The following is a 14,936-nucleotide window of genomic DNA, read 5'->3' as shown; positions in this document are numbered from 1 at the left end:
GACCACCACCTGCGGCGCCAAGCTGGTGCCGCTGACCGGTCCGGCGATCGACAAGCTGGTGGCCGACGCGCCGTTCTACGCCAAGGTTGAAATCCCCGGTGGCCTGTATGCCGGCAACCCCGAGCCGACCCCGACCTACGGCGTGGTGGCCAGCTTCGTGAGCTCGACCAAGACCTCGCCCGAGGTGGTGTATGAACTGGTCAAGTCGGTGTTCGAGAACCTCGACGACTTCAAGAAGCTGCACCCGGCCTTTGCCAACCTGAAGCAGGAGCAGATGATCAAGAACGGTCTGTCGGCTCCGCTGCATGAAGGTGCCATCAAGTACTACAAGGAAAAGGGCTGGATGTAATCCGCCCCGCGTCGGCCGGTGCAATGCCGGCCGACGTGATTAACACCGTTGCAGGAGCGGGCCTGGCGGTGTACTAATACATACGTTTGTGCGATAAGGGCTCCCCCTTACCCGATCAACCGCAAAAACGCACGGAGACGAGGTCATGGCTGGCGTCAAAAAGACACAAGAGCATCACCAGCTCACCGACGAAGAACTCAAGCAGATCGTCGCTGAAGCCGATACTGGCGGACGTAAACCCACCGGGGCCGTTGCCCAGGCAATGATGTTGATCGCGCTCGCGTGGTCTTTGTTCCAGTTGTGGATCGCATCGCCGCTTCCCTTCACTTTCGGCATTTTCGTGTTTAACGACACGGAGTCCCGCGCGATCCACCTGGCCTTTTCGGTGTTCCTCGCCTTCATGGCTTATCCCGCATTCAAGCGGTCGCCACGGGAATTCATACCCGCCGTCGACTGGCTGCTTGCGGCGGTCGGCGCGTTTTGTGCGGCCTACCTGTTCTTGTTCTACTCGCAATTGTCAGAGCGCCCGGGCAGCCCCACGGATTACGATCTGGTGGTCGCTGTCACAGGCATGGTGCTGCTGCTCGAAGCGGCGCGTCGCGCACTCGGCTTGCCGATGGTGATTCTCGCCATCGTGTTCATCATCTACATCTTCGCCGGCCCGCACATGCCCGACATGATTGCGCACAAGGGCGCGTCGCTGGGCAAGGGCATGAGCCATTTGTGGCTGACGACTGAGGGTGTGTTTGGTGTGGCGCTCGGGGTTTCCTCCGGCTTCATCTTTCTCTTTGTGTTGTTTGGCGCATTGCTCGAAACCGCCGGCGCGGGCAACTACTTCATCAAGAGCGCAGTCGGCCTGCTCGGCCACCTGCGTGGCGGCCCCGCCAAAGCGGCGGTGGTGGCCTCGGCGGCAACCGGCGTGATTTCCGGTTCGTCCATTGCCAACGTGGTGACAACCGGCACCTTTACGATCCCGCTGATGAAGCGCATCGGCTATCGCGCCGACAAAGCGGCCGCCGTGGAAGTGGCCGGCTCGGTCAACGGTCAGATCATGCCGCCAGTGATGGGCGCCGCCGCCTTCCTGATGGTGGAATACGTCGGCATTCCCTATGTGCAGGTGCTCAAGCACGCCATCGTGCCAGCGCTGATCTCGTATATCGCACTGTTCTACATCGTACACCTGGAGGCGATGAAGGCGAACCTGCAAGGGATTCCGCGTCAGAACCCGAAGCCATGGCAGCAAAGTCTGATCAGCTTCACCATGACCATGTCCGGGTTGGTGATTCTCGCCGGCATCGTGTACTGGGGACTGGGCTGGATCAAGACCGTGGCGCCGGACGGGTCGATCGTCATCATCGCGATTCTGATGTCCATCGCCTACATAGCACTGCTCAAACTGGCGACGAAGTATCCCGAACTGCACATGGATGACCCGAACGACCCGATCGAGAGTCTTCCCGATGTGGGTCCGACGCTCAAATCCGGCTTGCACTATCTATTGCCGGTAGCCGCGCTGATCTGGAACCTCATGGTCGAGCAGCTCTCGCCGGCGCTATCGGCCTTCTGGGCGACGATGTTCCTGTGCTTCATTCTGGTGACGCAACGCCCGATCACCGCATTCTTCCGCGGTGTCAGCAGTCCGGCCGTAGAGGTCCGCCGTGGCTTTCAGGACCTGCTCGATGGTCTGGTGACCGGCGCACGCAACATGATCGGCATCGGTATCGCGACAGCAGCCGCAGGCGTGATCGTGGGTACGGTGACGCTCACCGGCGTGGGCTTGGTGATGACCGAACTGGTCGAGACGCTCTCGGGCGGCAATATCGTGATCATGCTGTTCATGGTGGCCTTCATCTGCCTGATTCTGGGTATGGGTCTGCCGACGACCGCCAACTACATCATCGTGTCCACTCTGATGGCGCCGGTGATTGTTGAAGTCGGTGCGCAGAACGGACTCCTCGTTCCGCTGATCGCGGTGCACTTGTTCGTGTTCTATTTTGGTCTGATGGCCGACGTGACCCCACCCGTGGGGCTCGCGTCCTACGCGGCGGCAGGTATCGCGCTGACCGATCCGATCAAGACGGGTATCACGGCTTTCACCTACTCGATCCGGACCGCGGTGCTGCCCTTCATGTTCATCTTCAACACCCAGTTGTTGTTGATCGATATTGAAGGCCCGTTCCACCTGATACTGACCTTGTTCAGTGCCACGGTGGCGAGTCTGATATTTGCCGCTGCCACGCAGGGATGGTTCATGACCCGCAGCAAGTACTGGGAGTCTGGCGTGCTGATCGCGCTGACCTTCGTGCTGTTCCGTCCGGGCTTCATCATGGATGAGGTGTTCCCGCCTTACGAGCGCCTGCACGGAAATGCAGCGGTCGAAGCAGTCAACGCGGTTCCTGACAACGGTCGTCTGCGACTGTTCATCGAGGGCATGAATATCGACGGCGACGAAGTGAAGAAGGGTGTGCTGCTACCCCTCGGGCCTAAGGCTGATACCGCCAAGGCGCGTTTTGCCGCAGCCGGTGTTCAAGTGGTTCCGTTTGGTGAGGACATCCAGGTTGTCGGTGTCCAGTTCGGATCTCAGGCCGAGAAGCTGGGTATCGAGCAGGGCTTCAAGATTTCCGCGGTGGAGTTGCCGAATGAACGGCCCGCCAAAGAATGGATATTCCTGCCCGCATTCATTATTCTGGGCCTGATCGTGATGATTCAACGTCGTCGCGCCAAGCACCTGGATCCGCACGCCGTGGCGGCATAAGGCAGTATTGTCAGCACCAATAAAATGGGGCGCCTGTCGGGCGCCCCATTTTATTACGGCTCAAACCGCTTACATACCCTGGTAGATAGGGCCTTCACCGCCTTGCGGCGTCACCCAGTTGATATTCTGGGTCGGGTCCTTGATATCGCAAGTCTTGCAATGCACGCAGTTTTGCGCGTTGATCTGCAGTCGCGGTGTATCGCCTTCACGAATGATTTCGTACACACCAGCCGGGCAATAACGCTGCTCAGGCGCGTCATAGATCGCGAGATTGGTGTCAATTGCGACGCGCGGGTCCTTCAGTTGCAAATGACAGGGCTGCTCTTCTTCGTGGTTGGTGTTCGACAAGAAGACGGACGACAGGCGATCAAAGGTGAGAACGCCATCGGGCTTCGGGTAGTTGATCGGTGTGCACTCCGCAGCCGGCTTGAGCTTGCCGTGGTCTGCGGTGTTGTGCAGGGTCCAGGGTGTCTTGCCGCCGAAGAGGCGCTGATCGATGCCGAACAGAATCGAGCCCATCCACAGGCCCTTGCTCATGTAGGCCTTGAAGTTACGGGTCTTGCGCAGCTCGGTGTAGAGCCAGCTGTCCTTGAAGGCCTCGGGGTAGGCGGTCAGCGTGTCGCGCTCGCGTTCGGTGCCCAGCGCCGCGAAGGCGGCTTCGGCCGCCAGCATGCCGGACTTGATCGCGCTGTGCGTGCCCTTGATGCGGGCGGCATTCAGGAAGCCCGCGTCGCAACCGATCAGGGCGCCGCCCGGGAAGACCAGCTCAGGTAGTGACTGCAGGCCACCGGCCGCTATGGCGCGGGCGCCATAGGACAGACGCTTGCCGCCCTCGAGGAAACCGCGGACATCCGGGTGCAGCTTGTAGCGCTGGAATTCTTCATAGGGCGACAGGTGCGGGTTGCTGTAGTTGAGGCCCACCACGAAGCCGACCGCGACCAGGTTGTCCTCCAGGTGATACATGAAGGAGCCGCCGTAGGTGTGGTTGTCGAGCGGCCAGCCGGCGGTGTGCATGACCATGCCGGGTTTGTGCTTGGCCGGGTCGATTTCCCATAGCTCTTTGATACCGATGCCGTAGGTTTGCGGGTCGGCGTTTTTGCGCAGGTCAAAACGCGCCTCGAGGGCCTTGCCCAGGTGGCCGCGAACGCCTTCGGCAAAGAAGGTGTACTTGGCATGCAGTTCCATGCCGGGCTGATAGTTCGGACCGGGCTCGCCATCGCGGCCCACGCCCATGTCGCCAGTCACCACGCCTTTGACGGCACCGTTTTCGTCATACAGGATTTCGGCGCCAGCAAAGCCGGGATAAACCTCAACGCCCAGGGCTTCGGCTTGCTCGCCCATCCACTTGACGACATTGCCCAAACGGACAATATAGTTACCATGATTGAGGAAGCAGTCGGGCAGCAGGGCGTTGGGCAGTTGGCGGGCGCCGGATTCGGACAGCATCATGAAGCGGTCTTCGGTCACCTCGGTGGTGATCGGCGCGCCCATGGCTTTCCAGTCGGGCAGCAATTCATCGAGCGCGCGCGTATCGAGCACGGCGCCAGACAGCGTGTGCGCGCCAATTTCAGCCGCCTTTTCGATCAGGCAGACAGAGACTTCCTTGCCGCTCTCGGTGGCCAGTTGCTTGAGCCGGATGGCTGCCGACAATCCGGCCGGCCCACCGCCGACGACGAGAATGTCGAACTCCATGGATTCTCGTTCCATTGCGTTCTCCTATGGTCAGTCTTTGTTTTTCGTTTCACGCACTACCGGTAGGCAGGGACGCGTTTTTCTTGCAAAATCGTGGTGTTTTGAACATACGCTGCCGTATGTTACTCCATCCGTCAGCCAAATGAGAAGAGTACACCCACAGGAGAGCCCTATGACAGAACAACGCATTTTGCTGCACACCTGCCGCATCCCGGTCCGTTGGGGCGACATGGACGCCTATGGTCATGTCAACAACACCATCTATTTTCGCTATTGCGAACAGGCGCGGGTCGAATGGCTGGAGCAGGGGGGGGTCATGGTGTCGCTTGATCAGAGCGATGGGCCGGTCATCATCAATGCCGCGTGCACCTTCATGACCCCCGTGACATATCCGGCGACGGTGATTGTTCGTTTGTACGCGGGTGCGCCGGGGCGAAGCAGCCTGATGAACTGGTATGAAATCAGCGTCGAAGGGGAAGACACCGTGTACGCCGAGGGCAGCGCAAAGGTTGTGTGGATGAACCATTTGACTGGAAAATCGGTACCACTCCCCGAGAGTCTACGAAAGCAGTTTGAAAATTAACTATAATCAAACGCATTAAATATAAGCATAGGAGACAGCCATGAGTGAAGCGCGCAACCTTGATCAACCTTTGTGGACGCCGAGCGCCGAGCGAATTTCCGGTAGCCAGATGACGGCGTTCCGCGCGCATGCCAACGCGCGCTGGGGGTTGAATCTAGGCAATTTCGAGGCGCTTCATGCGTGGTCGGTGGATCAGCCGGAGCAGTTCTGGCAATCCGTCTGGTCGTTTGGCGAGGTCGTCGGCGAGCAGGGCGCCACCGTGCTGGTGGATGGCGACCGCATGCCCGGCGCGCGCTGGTTTCCCGAGGCCCGCTTGAATTACGCGCAGAACCTGCTGCGCCGTCGTGACGGTGGCGAAGCGCTGGTGTTCTGGGGCGAAGACAAGGTCAAGTTGCGCTACACCTGGGGCGAGCTGTATCGCGAGGTTGCCCACTTTGCCGCCGCCTTGCGTGAGATGGGCATTGCCCCGGGCGACCGTGTGGCCGCCTACATGCCCAACATGCCCCAGACCATCGTGGCCATGCTCGCCGCGTCGAGCATTGGCGCCATCTTTACCTCCGCTTCCCCCGACTTCGGCGAGCAAGGCGTGCTCGATCGCTTCGGTCAGACCGAGCCGAAAGTGCTGATTACCGTTGATGGCTATTACTACAACGGCAAGGCGGTCGACTGCCACGACAAGGTGGCGACCATCGTCGCCGGGCTGCCGTCGCTCAAGCGTGTGGTGGTGGTGCCCTATCTCAAGGCCGAGCCGGTGCTTGACGGCATCGCTCACGCACGCAGTTGGGGCGCGTTCCTGAAGCCGCATCTGGCCGTCACCGAGATCGAATTCGCCCAGCTGCCGTTTGATCACCCGCTGTACATCATGTATTCGTCCGGCACCACCGGCGTGCCCAAGTGCATCGTGCATTGCGCTGGTGGCGCCTTGCTCCAGCACATCAAGGAGCATCGCCTGCACAGTGACGTGAAACCCGGCGACCGCGTGTTCTACTTCACCACCTGCGGCTGGATGATGTGGAACTGGCTGGTGTCGGGCCTGGCGGTGGAGGCAACGCTGCTGCTGTTTGATGGCTCGCCGTTTGTTGACGAAGGCGACATCCTGTTCGACTACGCTGACGCCGAGCACATGACGCACTTTGGCACCTCGGCCAAGTTCATCGACCATCTGGCCAAGCTGGGTCGTCGCCCGAAAGACACCCACAAGCTCGACACCGTACGCGCCATCATGTCGACCGGTAGCCCGCTGGTGCCCGAGGGTTTTGACTATGTATACGAAGCCATCAAGAGCGATGTGTGCCTGTCATCGATTTCGGGCGGCACCGACATCCTCTCCTGCTTTGTGCTGGGCAATCCGGTGCTGCCGGTGTGGCGTGGCGAGATTCAGTGCAAGGGTCTCGGCATGGCGATCGAGGTGTTTGACGACGAGGGCAAGCCGGTGCGCGGCGACAAGGGCGAACTGGTGTGCACCAAGCCCTTCCCGGTGATGCCGATCGGCTTCTGGAATGACCCGGACAATGCCAAGTACCACGCGGCCTATTTCGAGCGCTTCGACAACATCTGGTGTCATGGCGATTTCTGCGAGGTCACCGAGCACGGCGGCCTGATCATCCACGGCCGCTCGGATGCCACGCTGAACCCCGGCGGTGTGCGAATCGGCACCGCGGAGATCTACCGTCAGGTCGAAAAACTGGACGAGATTCTCGAGTCGATCGTGATCGGGCAAGACTGGGAGAACGACGTGCGCGTCGTGCTCTTCGTCAAACTGCGCGAGGGCATCGTGCTCGATGAAGCACTCATCAAGAAGATCAAGCAGACCATCCGCGCCAACACCACGCCGCGCCATGTGCCGGCTCAAGTGGTGGCGGTCGATGACATCCCGCGCACACGCAGCGGAAAGATCGTCGAGTTGGCCGTGCGCAACGTGGTTCATGGTCGGCCGGTCAAGAACGTCGAAGCGCTGGCCAACCCCGACGCGCTCAACTTCTACCGCGGCCGCAAGGAGCTCGAGCAATGAGCCCGTCGCCGCGGATTCAGGCAGCGAGTTCATCCTTGTTGGTCATCGACCTGCAGGCGCGCTTGTTGCCGGCCATTGATCAGGGCGCCGAAGTCATGGCGCACACTGTCTGGCTGATGCAGATTGCCCGCCAGCTGAGCGTGCCCACCGTAATCACCGAGCAGTATCCGCGTGGCCTTGGATCGAGCGCACCGGAGATTCTGGCCGAGGCCGATGGTGTGCCGCGCGTGGAAAAAATCTGCTTCTCCAGCCACAGCGAATCCCGACTGGCCGACACCGCCGTGGCCGATCGTCCGCAAGTGGTGGTGTGCGGCACGGAGGCGCATGTGTGCGTCCTGCAAACCGTTCTGGATCTGAAGGCGGCTGGCAAGGCGGTGTTTGTGGTGGAGGAGGGCGTTGGCTCGCGTCAGGCGCGTGACAAGGCGCTGGCCATTGCACGCATGCGCTCGCACGGCATCGAGATCGTCTCGCGGGAGATGGTCGCTTTCGAGTGGCTGGAGCGCGCTGGCACCGATGTTTTTCGGTCGATCAATCAGAATTTCATTCGTTGAACCCGGCGGACGGGGCGGCCAGAGGCCGGCCCGCCATCGGCGACTTCAAAACCTGAAAAAAGCACTGCACGGCTGGTTTGAGCACGCCGCCTTTTCGGCTATCATTGCGCTTTCCCGCAGTTGCTATTTCCATGACAAAGTACGTCTTCGTAACGGGCGGTGTCGTTTCCTCGCTAGGTAAAGGCATCGCTGCCGCCTCGCTGGGCGCCATCCTTGAGTCCCGCTCCATCAAGGTTACCCACCTTAAGCTCGACCCCTACATCAACGTCGACCCCGGCACCATGAGCCCGTTTCAACACGGCGAAGTGTTCGTGACCGAAGACGGGGCCGAAACCGATCTTGATCTTGGTCACTATGAGCGCTTCACCAGCGCCAAGATGTCCAGGCGCAACAACTTCACCACGGGCCAGATCTACGAGACCGTGATCAAGAAAGAGCGTCGTGGCGAGTACCTAGGCAAAACGGTGCAGGTCATTCCGCACATCACCGATGAGATCAAAACCTTCATCAAGCGCGGCGCCGAAGGCGCTGACGTGGCGATCATCGAGGTCGGCGGTACAGTCGGTGACATCGAGTCCCTGCCATTTCTCGAGGCGATTCGCCAGATGGGCATCGAAGAGGGCCGTAACGGCACCTGCTTCATCCATCTCACGTTGCTGCCTTACATCCCGACCGCCGGCGAGCTGAAAACCAAACCGACGCAGCACTCCGTCAAGGAGTTGCGCGAAATCGGCATTCAGCCCGACATCCTGCTGTGCCGCGCCGACCGCTCTATCCCGGCCGACGAGCGCCGCAAGATCGCGCTGTTCTGCAATGTGATGCCCGAAGCGGTCATCGAAGCGCTCGACGCCTCGTCGATCTACAAGATTCCGGGTCTGTTGCACGACCAGATGCTCGACGAGATCGTTTGCCACAAGCTGGGTATTCTGGCCCGTGCAGCCGATCTGTCGGTTTGGGAGCGGCTGATTTTTGCGCTTGAAAACCCTCAGCGCGAAGTCGATATTGCCTTTGTGGGCAAATACGTCGATCTCACCGAGTCGTACAAATCGCTGATCGAGGCGATCAACCACGCCGGCCTGCACACGCGCAGCAAGGTCAACATTCATTACATCGACTCCGAAATCATCGAAACCGATGGCGTCGGCGTGCTGACCAAGATGGACGCCATTCTGGTGCCCGGCGGTTTCGGCAAGCGCGGCACGGAAGGCAAAATTCTGGCGATTCGTTACGCCCGCGAGAACAAGGTGCCATATCTGGGCATCTGCCTGGGCATGCAGTTGGCGGTGGTCGAATACGCCCGCCACGTGGCCGGTATGGACGACGCACACAGCACCGAATTTGATGACAAGACCAAGCACCCGGTGATTGGACTGATCACCGAATGGCTCGACCGCAGCGGCCAGATGGAGCGGCGCGACAACGCGTCCGATCTGGGCGGCACCATGCGCCTCGGCGGCCAGGTGTGCCACCTGACCGAAGGCTCGCTGGCGCGTGAAGTGTATGGACGCACCGATGTAATGGAGCGCCATCGTCATCGCTACGAGGTGAACAACACCTTGTTGAGCAAGCTCGAAAAAGCGGGTCTGAAAGTCTCCGGACGCGCCCCCGCCACCGATCTGTGCGAAATGATCGAGCTGCCGGATCATCCGTGGTTCGTCGGTTGCCAGTTCCACCCCGAGTTCACCTCCAATCCGCGTCACGGCCACCCGCTGTTCACCGCCTTCGTCCAAGCGGCCATGGCCGCCAGCGAGCCGAAGGAGAAGATTGATGAAACTGTGTGATTTCGAAGTCGGCATCGACCGGCCGTTTTTCCTGATTGCCGGTCCCTGCGTGATCGAGTCGCGTGAACTGGCGCTGGAGACGGCCACCGAGCTCAAGGCCATCTGCGCCGAGCTCGGCATTCCGTTCATCTACAAGTCGTCCTTCGACAAAGCCAACCGCAGCTCGGGCAAATCCTTCCGCGGACCGGGCATGGCAAAAGGCCTTGAGATTCTCGCCGAGGTTCGCGAGACCGTTGGCGTACCGGTGCTGACCGATGTGCACAGCATCGACGAGATCGCTGCCGTCGCCGCTGTGGTCGACGTGCTGCAAACGCCGGCCTTCCTGTGTCGCCAGACCGATTTCATCGAAGCCGTGGCCACCTGCGGCAAGCCGGTGAACATCAAGAAGGGGCAGTTTCTGGCGCCGGGCGACATGAAGAACGTGGTCGACAAGGCCAAGGCCGCCAATGGCGGTGCCGACTCCATCATGGTGTGCGAACGCGGCGCGTCCTTTGGCTACAACAATCTCGTCTCAGACATGCGCTCGCTGGCGATCATGCGCGAGACCGGTTGTCCGGTGGTTTACGACGCGACGCATTCGGTGCAGTTGCCGGGCGGGCAGGGCACGGTCTCGGGCGGTCAGCGCGAGTTCGTACCCGTGCTGGCACGTGCAGCGATGGCCACAGGTGTCGCGGGTCTGTTCATGGAAACGCACCCCACCCCTGAAACCGCCATGTCGGACGGCCCCAATGCCTGGCCGCTGCCCAAGATGAAAGCGCTTCTCACCACGCTGCGTGATATCGACGCCCTGGTGAAAAAGGCCGGCTTCCTTGAGCAGGCCTGACCCAAGAACAACCATTGATCTAGAAATCTGAAGCTTGAGAGGACTGTTATGAGTGCGATTGTTGACATCATCGCCCGCGAGGTACTGGATTCGCGCGGCAACCCCACCGTTGAAGCCGATGTGCTGCTTGAGTCGGGCATCATGGGCCGCGCGGCGGTGCCGTCGGGCGCCTCGACCGGCGCACGCGAAGCCATCGAACTGCGTGACGGCGACGCCGCCCGCTATCTGGGCAAGGGCGTGCTGCAGGCGGTTGAGAACGTCAATACCGAAATCTCCGAAGCGCTGATCGGCCTGGATGCCGAAGAGCAGGCATTTATCGATCGCACCCTGATCGACCTGGACGGCACCGAAAACAAATCGCGCCTCGGCGCCAACGCCACGCTGGCCGTGTCGATGGCCGTGGCCAAGGCCGCTGCTGAAGAAGCCGGCCTGCCGCTGTATCGCTATTTCGGCGGCTCCGGCCCGATGAGTCTGCCGGTGCCGATGATGAACGTGATCAACGGTGGCGCGCATGCCAACAATTCGCTGGACATCCAGGAATGCATGATCATGCCGGTGTCCATGGGCAGCTTCCGCGAAGCGCTGCGCTGTGGTGCCGAGATCTTCCATCATCTGAAGAAGATCACCGACAAGCGCGGCTACCCCACCACCGTGGGTGACGAGGGCGGTTTTGCGCCTAACGTTGCTGGCACCGAAGAAGCGCTCAACCTGATTCAGGAAGCCATCTCCGCCGCCGGCTACGAGCCGGGCACCGATGTGCTGCTGGCGCTCGATTGTGCCGCCAGCGAGTTCTACAAGGATGGTCAGTACATGCTGTCCGGTGAGGGCCTGACCCTCAGCGCCGACGGCTTTACCGACTACCTCGCCACCCTGGTGGATCGTTTCCCGATCGTGTCCATCGAAGATGGCATGGCCGAGAACGACTGGGCCGGCTGGAAGCTGCTGACCGAGCGTCTGGGCAAGAAAGTGCAACTGGTGGGTGACGACTGCTTCGTGACCAACACCAAGATTCTGGCGCGTGGCATCGAGGAAGGCGTGGCCAACTCCATCCTCATCAAGATCAACCAGATCGGTACGCTGTCCGAAACCTTCGCGGCGGTCGAAATGGCCAAGCGTGCGGGCTACACCTCGGTGATTTCGCACCGCTCGGGTGAAACCGAAGACAGCACCATTGCCGATATCGCGGTGGGTCTGAACGCCATGCAGATCAAGACCGGTTCGCTGTCGCGTTCCGATCGGATCTCCAAGTACAACCAGCTGCTGCGGATCGAAGAGGATCTGGGCGATACCGCGACCTATCCGGGGCTCGGCGCGTTCTACAACCTGCGTCGTCGTTGATCCGCCGATGAGCGCCCGCCTTCGGCAGCGTAAACGGTAAGACAGGAATGATCGGGCCGGTTTTGCGACTGGCCCGATATCCATCCCATGCGCTGGCCTGTCCTGATCCTGCTCCTACTCATGTTGGCACTGCAGTACCCCCTATGGTTTGGCAAGGGCGGGTGGTTTCGCGTTTGGGAAGCGGAGCGGCAACTGACTGAGCAGCAGGCGTTGAACCATAAGCTTGAACAACGCAATGCCGGCCTGGACGCGGAGATCCGCGACCTGAAGACCGGCACTGAAGCCATTGAAGAACGTGCGCGTTTCGAGCTTGGGCTGACCAAGCCTGACGAGATTTTTGTTCAGGTGCCGCAGAAGCGCTGAGCCGCAACGCTCGCGGCTCGACGCCGGGTCAGAGAATTTCGTTGATGTCTTCGCGCTGAAGCAGTTCGCGCTCAAAGTTGCATTGCTCGTCGCCCAGCGCGTCGCGCGCGGACACCACGCCGATCGGCCGCCCTTTGTCGACCACCGGCACATGCCGAAACCCCCCGTCGTACATCATGTGCAAGGCGTGCCCCAACGGCAGCGCGGGGCTGACGGTCATGGGCTTGGCCGTCATGACCTGCGCCAAGGACGTCACCGTCGGATCCAGCCCCTTGGCAAGCACGCGGTTCAGCGCATCACGCTCGGTAAAAATGCCGACCAGTACCCCTTTCTCGACAACCAGAATAGCGCCGATGCGGGCTTTTGACATGATCTGAGCGGCTTCGGTCACCGTCATTTCTTCTGACGCCGTCACGACCTGTTGTCCCGCGATGACATGCTGAATGCTGCGTTGTGGCATGGGATGCTCCTTTGGGTGGGGGGTTATCCGTCCGAAAACAAACTGCGGGCGCCGTCAAAGCGTTGCGCGAAGTAGCGGTTGTTCATTTTTTCGACCCGAACCTTGCCCTTGCTGCTTGGGGCATGGATGAATTTGCCGTCGCCAAGATAAATGCCCATGTGCGAGTAGGGCCGGTTCTGCGTATTGAAGAACACCAGATCGCCCGGCTGAAGGCTGTCTGTCGCAATGACGCGGGTCTGAGCGGCAATTCGCGCGGCGTTGTGCGGCAGGCGTACGCCGCTGACTTGTTCGACGACATAGCTGACCATGCCGCTACAGTCGAGGCCCGCCTCGGGGTTGCGGCCCCCGAATCGATACCCGGTCCCGAGCAATCCATAGGAAAACAGGACGATTTGCTCGGCATCGGCGGGGTTGTTGAGTTGTACCTGCGGGGCTTGATCAATGATCTGCCCCGGCACGGTACGCGCCGTGGGCGGCGTCGAAACGACGGTCGAACAGCCGTGAAGCACAAGCACTGCGGCGACTGCTGCAAATATGGCCGAACGATTCACGGCGCCTCCAGGCAACGGGGTGGCACCAGCTTAGAGCAAGCTCGCTCAGGCGTCCAGACGGAAGGTCACCGGTCCGTGATTGGTCAGGCTCACATGCATTTCGGCACCGAAGCGACCGGTTTCCACCACGGCGTGCTGGCGTCGGGCTTCGGTCACCAGCGCGTCAAACAAACGCGCGGCCTGATCGGGCGGGGCGGCGGTGCTGAACCCGGGTCGTGTGCCTTTTCGAGTATCCGCGGCGAGGGTGAATTGCGGCACCAGCAGCAAACCACCATCCACATCGCGAACGGAGAGGTTCATGCGATCGTCGGCGTCCTGGAACACACGGTAGCCGAGCAGCCGCTGAGCCATGCGCGCGACGTTCGTCAAATCGTCCTTGGGCTCGATGCCGATCAGCGCCAGCAGGCCGGCGTCGATGCGGCCGACGCACTCGCCCTCAACCACGACCTCGGCATGCGTGACACGCTGTATGAGTGCGATCACACCGCGTTTTGCGACTGCTGACAGGTCTTGATTGCCTCGCCGGCGCGGCGGAGTTGGCTGCGGTCGTGATGAATGCTCAGGGCGATATCGGGGTTCTGAAAATCGCCCTCGCTGGTTCGCATTAGCGTGAAGATTCCGGTCCCCGAGCGGAAGCGCACGTGGTCGTCATGAATGGCCACCGAAAAACGCTCACCGTCGTGGCAGACAAAACGCGCCTGACGCTCGGCGTTTGCCAGGTCGGCATAGCCAGCAATGCCGGCCGCGGTGGAACCGAGGGTAAGTACCCCAACAAGAAGTAGTGCAATTCGTGGCATGGAGAAGGACATGTCAGGCTTAGTCGATGAGTTCAATGGTGCCGTTGACTTGCACCGTGATGGTGCTGTCTCCGGCTTCAATAGGGGCGGGCGCGGCGGCCATCGAGGCCATGGCCCGGCCTCGATACACCGGGGCAGGGCCGCCGTGATCGTTGATATTCAGTGACTTGAGGCGGTACTTTCGACCGAGGGTGTCAGTGACCAGCTTGGCGCGCGCTTCAAACGCCTTGAGCGCATCCCGGGTCGCGGCATCATTGGCCGCAAGCACCGTGGCGGGGGCGGGCATCAGCTGCAAACTGCCGATGGCCAGTGTGGCTTGCAGTTCGCCCATCAGGCGCGACAGTGCGGGGATGTCGGTGCTCTCGAGGCTCAGGTTGCTGCGCATTCGCCAGCCGATGATGGTCTGGCCGCCTTTGCCGGCGCTGCTTGCACTGGCGTTGCTGTAGATCGGCCAGGTCGAGGTGCCCGCGGTTTTGACCGATACCGTGGTGTAGGGCTTGGCCGTTTTCAGCGCCGCCGCCATGACCTGATTCACCTTTTGCGCGACCGCAGCGGGATCATCGGCACTGGCTTCGAAATAGGCATCGGCACGTGCAAGGTCGTTAGCGGCAGTTGCCGTGCCTTGTGCCGAGAGCTCGACCGTCGGCAGCGGCTCGGCAGCCTGGGCGTTCAGACTGACGATTGCGATCAGCGCCATGGCAGCGCGCATCCATGCAGCAGGTCGTGTCATGAGAGTCTCGTCCGTAAGGGGTAGGCACCTTATACCGGAAGCGGGCGCGCAGTGGCAGGGCGGGGGTGTAATCGATTGTGAATCAAGCCCATGGACACCGATTGACGTCCGTGTGGTGGCGCGGGATCATTCAGCGCCCTGACCTCAATGGA

Annotated in this window: 15 protein-coding genes; 9 read left to right on the top strand and 6 right to left on the bottom strand. The window is 60.9% G+C overall.

Annotation, left to right across the window (positions count from 1 at the left end; all coding sequences use genetic code 11):
- A partial coding sequence (locus FHP89_RS09830; RefSeq protein ID WP_144173670.1) for a TAXI family TRAP transporter solute-binding subunit occupies positions 1–349 on the top strand: 349 nt, incomplete at its 5' end.
- A gap of 145 nt (positions 350–494) precedes the next feature.
- Positions 495–3,104 carry a TRAP transporter permease gene (locus tag FHP89_RS09825; protein WP_144173667.1) on the top strand — a complete coding sequence of 870 codons (2,610 nt, stop codon included), beginning with the start codon at positions 495–497 and terminating at the stop codon, positions 3,102–3,104.
- Positions 3,105–3,173: 69 nt separating this feature from the next.
- Here FHP89_RS09825 and FHP89_RS09820 read toward each other — a convergent pair whose 3' ends face one another.
- On the bottom strand, positions 3,174–4,811 hold the full coding sequence (locus FHP89_RS09820) for an electron transfer flavoprotein-ubiquinone oxidoreductase (protein WP_144173665.1): 1,638 nt from the start codon (positions 4,809–4,811) through the stop codon (positions 3,174–3,176).
- A 157-nt stretch (positions 4,812–4,968) separates the two neighbouring features.
- Here FHP89_RS09820 and FHP89_RS09815 point away from each other — a divergent pair, with 157 nt between their 5' ends.
- The 7 genes from FHP89_RS09815 to ftsB all read left to right on the top strand — a co-directional run bounded on the left by FHP89_RS09815 (position 4,969) and on the right by ftsB (position 12,246).
- Positions 4,969–5,379: an acyl-CoA thioesterase gene (locus FHP89_RS09815; protein WP_144173663.1), complete on the top strand. Its 411-nt coding sequence runs from the start codon at positions 4,969–4,971 to the stop codon at positions 5,377–5,379.
- A gap of 40 nt (positions 5,380–5,419) precedes the next feature.
- The gene (locus tag FHP89_RS09810; RefSeq protein ID WP_144173660.1) at positions 5,420–7,390 is read left to right on the top strand and encodes an acetoacetate--CoA ligase; all 1,971 of its coding nucleotides are present in this window, start codon (positions 5,420–5,422) and stop codon (positions 7,388–7,390) included.
- Positions 7,387–7,941, top strand: coding sequence for an isochorismatase family protein (locus FHP89_RS09805; protein WP_144173658.1), 555 nt, complete (start codon positions 7,387–7,389; stop codon positions 7,939–7,941). The genes FHP89_RS09810 and FHP89_RS09805 overlap by 4 nt, the downstream gene beginning before the upstream one ends.
- A 131-nt stretch (positions 7,942–8,072) precedes the next feature.
- Positions 8,073–9,722 carry a CTP synthase gene (locus FHP89_RS09800; RefSeq protein WP_144173656.1) on the top strand — a complete coding sequence of 550 codons (1,650 nt, stop codon included), beginning with the start codon at positions 8,073–8,075 and terminating at the stop codon, positions 9,720–9,722.
- A complete protein-coding gene (gene kdsA / locus FHP89_RS09795; protein WP_144173654.1) occupies positions 9,709–10,545 on the top strand; it encodes a 3-deoxy-8-phosphooctulonate synthase in 837 nt (278 codons plus the stop codon). The genes FHP89_RS09800 and kdsA overlap by 14 nt, the downstream gene beginning before the upstream one ends.
- 48 nt (positions 10,546–10,593) lie before the next feature.
- Complete coding sequence (gene eno / locus FHP89_RS09790; RefSeq protein WP_144173651.1) at positions 10,594–11,883, top strand: phosphopyruvate hydratase; 1,290 nt, start codon at positions 10,594–10,596, stop codon at positions 11,881–11,883.
- An 87-nt stretch (positions 11,884–11,970) separates the two neighbouring features.
- Positions 11,971–12,246, top strand: coding sequence for a cell division protein FtsB (gene ftsB / locus FHP89_RS09785; RefSeq protein WP_144173649.1), 276 nt, complete (start codon positions 11,971–11,973; stop codon positions 12,244–12,246).
- A 28-nt stretch (positions 12,247–12,274) separates the two neighbouring features.
- Here the strand turns inward: ftsB and FHP89_RS09780 are convergent, their stop codons facing one another.
- The 5 genes from FHP89_RS09780 to FHP89_RS09760 form a co-directional block, all read right to left on the bottom strand.
- Complete coding sequence (locus FHP89_RS09780) at positions 12,275–12,706, bottom strand: CBS domain-containing protein (RefSeq protein WP_144173647.1); 432 nt, start codon at positions 12,704–12,706, stop codon at positions 12,275–12,277.
- 23 nt (positions 12,707–12,729) lie between these two features.
- Positions 12,730–13,221 (bottom strand): C40 family peptidase, encoded by a 492-nt coding sequence (locus FHP89_RS09775; protein WP_260851548.1) that lies wholly within the window; start codon positions 13,219–13,221, stop codon positions 12,730–12,732.
- An 81-nt stretch (positions 13,222–13,302) separates the two neighbouring features.
- Entirely contained in the window at positions 13,303–13,740 is a 438-nt protein-coding gene (gene dtd, locus FHP89_RS09770; RefSeq protein WP_144173643.1) for a D-aminoacyl-tRNA deacylase, read from the bottom strand.
- On the bottom strand, positions 13,737–14,054 hold the full coding sequence (locus FHP89_RS09765; protein ID WP_144173641.1) for a hypothetical protein: 318 nt from the start codon (positions 14,052–14,054) through the stop codon (positions 13,737–13,739). The genes dtd and FHP89_RS09765 overlap by 4 nt, the downstream gene beginning before the upstream one ends.
- Before the next feature lie 19 nt (positions 14,055–14,073).
- On the bottom strand, positions 14,074–14,784 hold the full coding sequence (locus FHP89_RS09760) for an SIMPL domain-containing protein (protein WP_144173639.1): 711 nt from the start codon (positions 14,782–14,784) through the stop codon (positions 14,074–14,076).
- Between the last annotated feature and the right edge of the window lie 152 nt (positions 14,785–14,936).

This window comes from Denitromonas ohlonensis (genome assembly GCF_007625205.1).
In the GTDB taxonomy this organism is placed as follows: domain Bacteria; phylum Pseudomonadota; class Gammaproteobacteria; order Burkholderiales; family Rhodocyclaceae; genus Nitrogeniibacter; species Nitrogeniibacter ohlonensis.
This window is presented reverse-complemented; position numbering and strand designations above follow the sequence as displayed.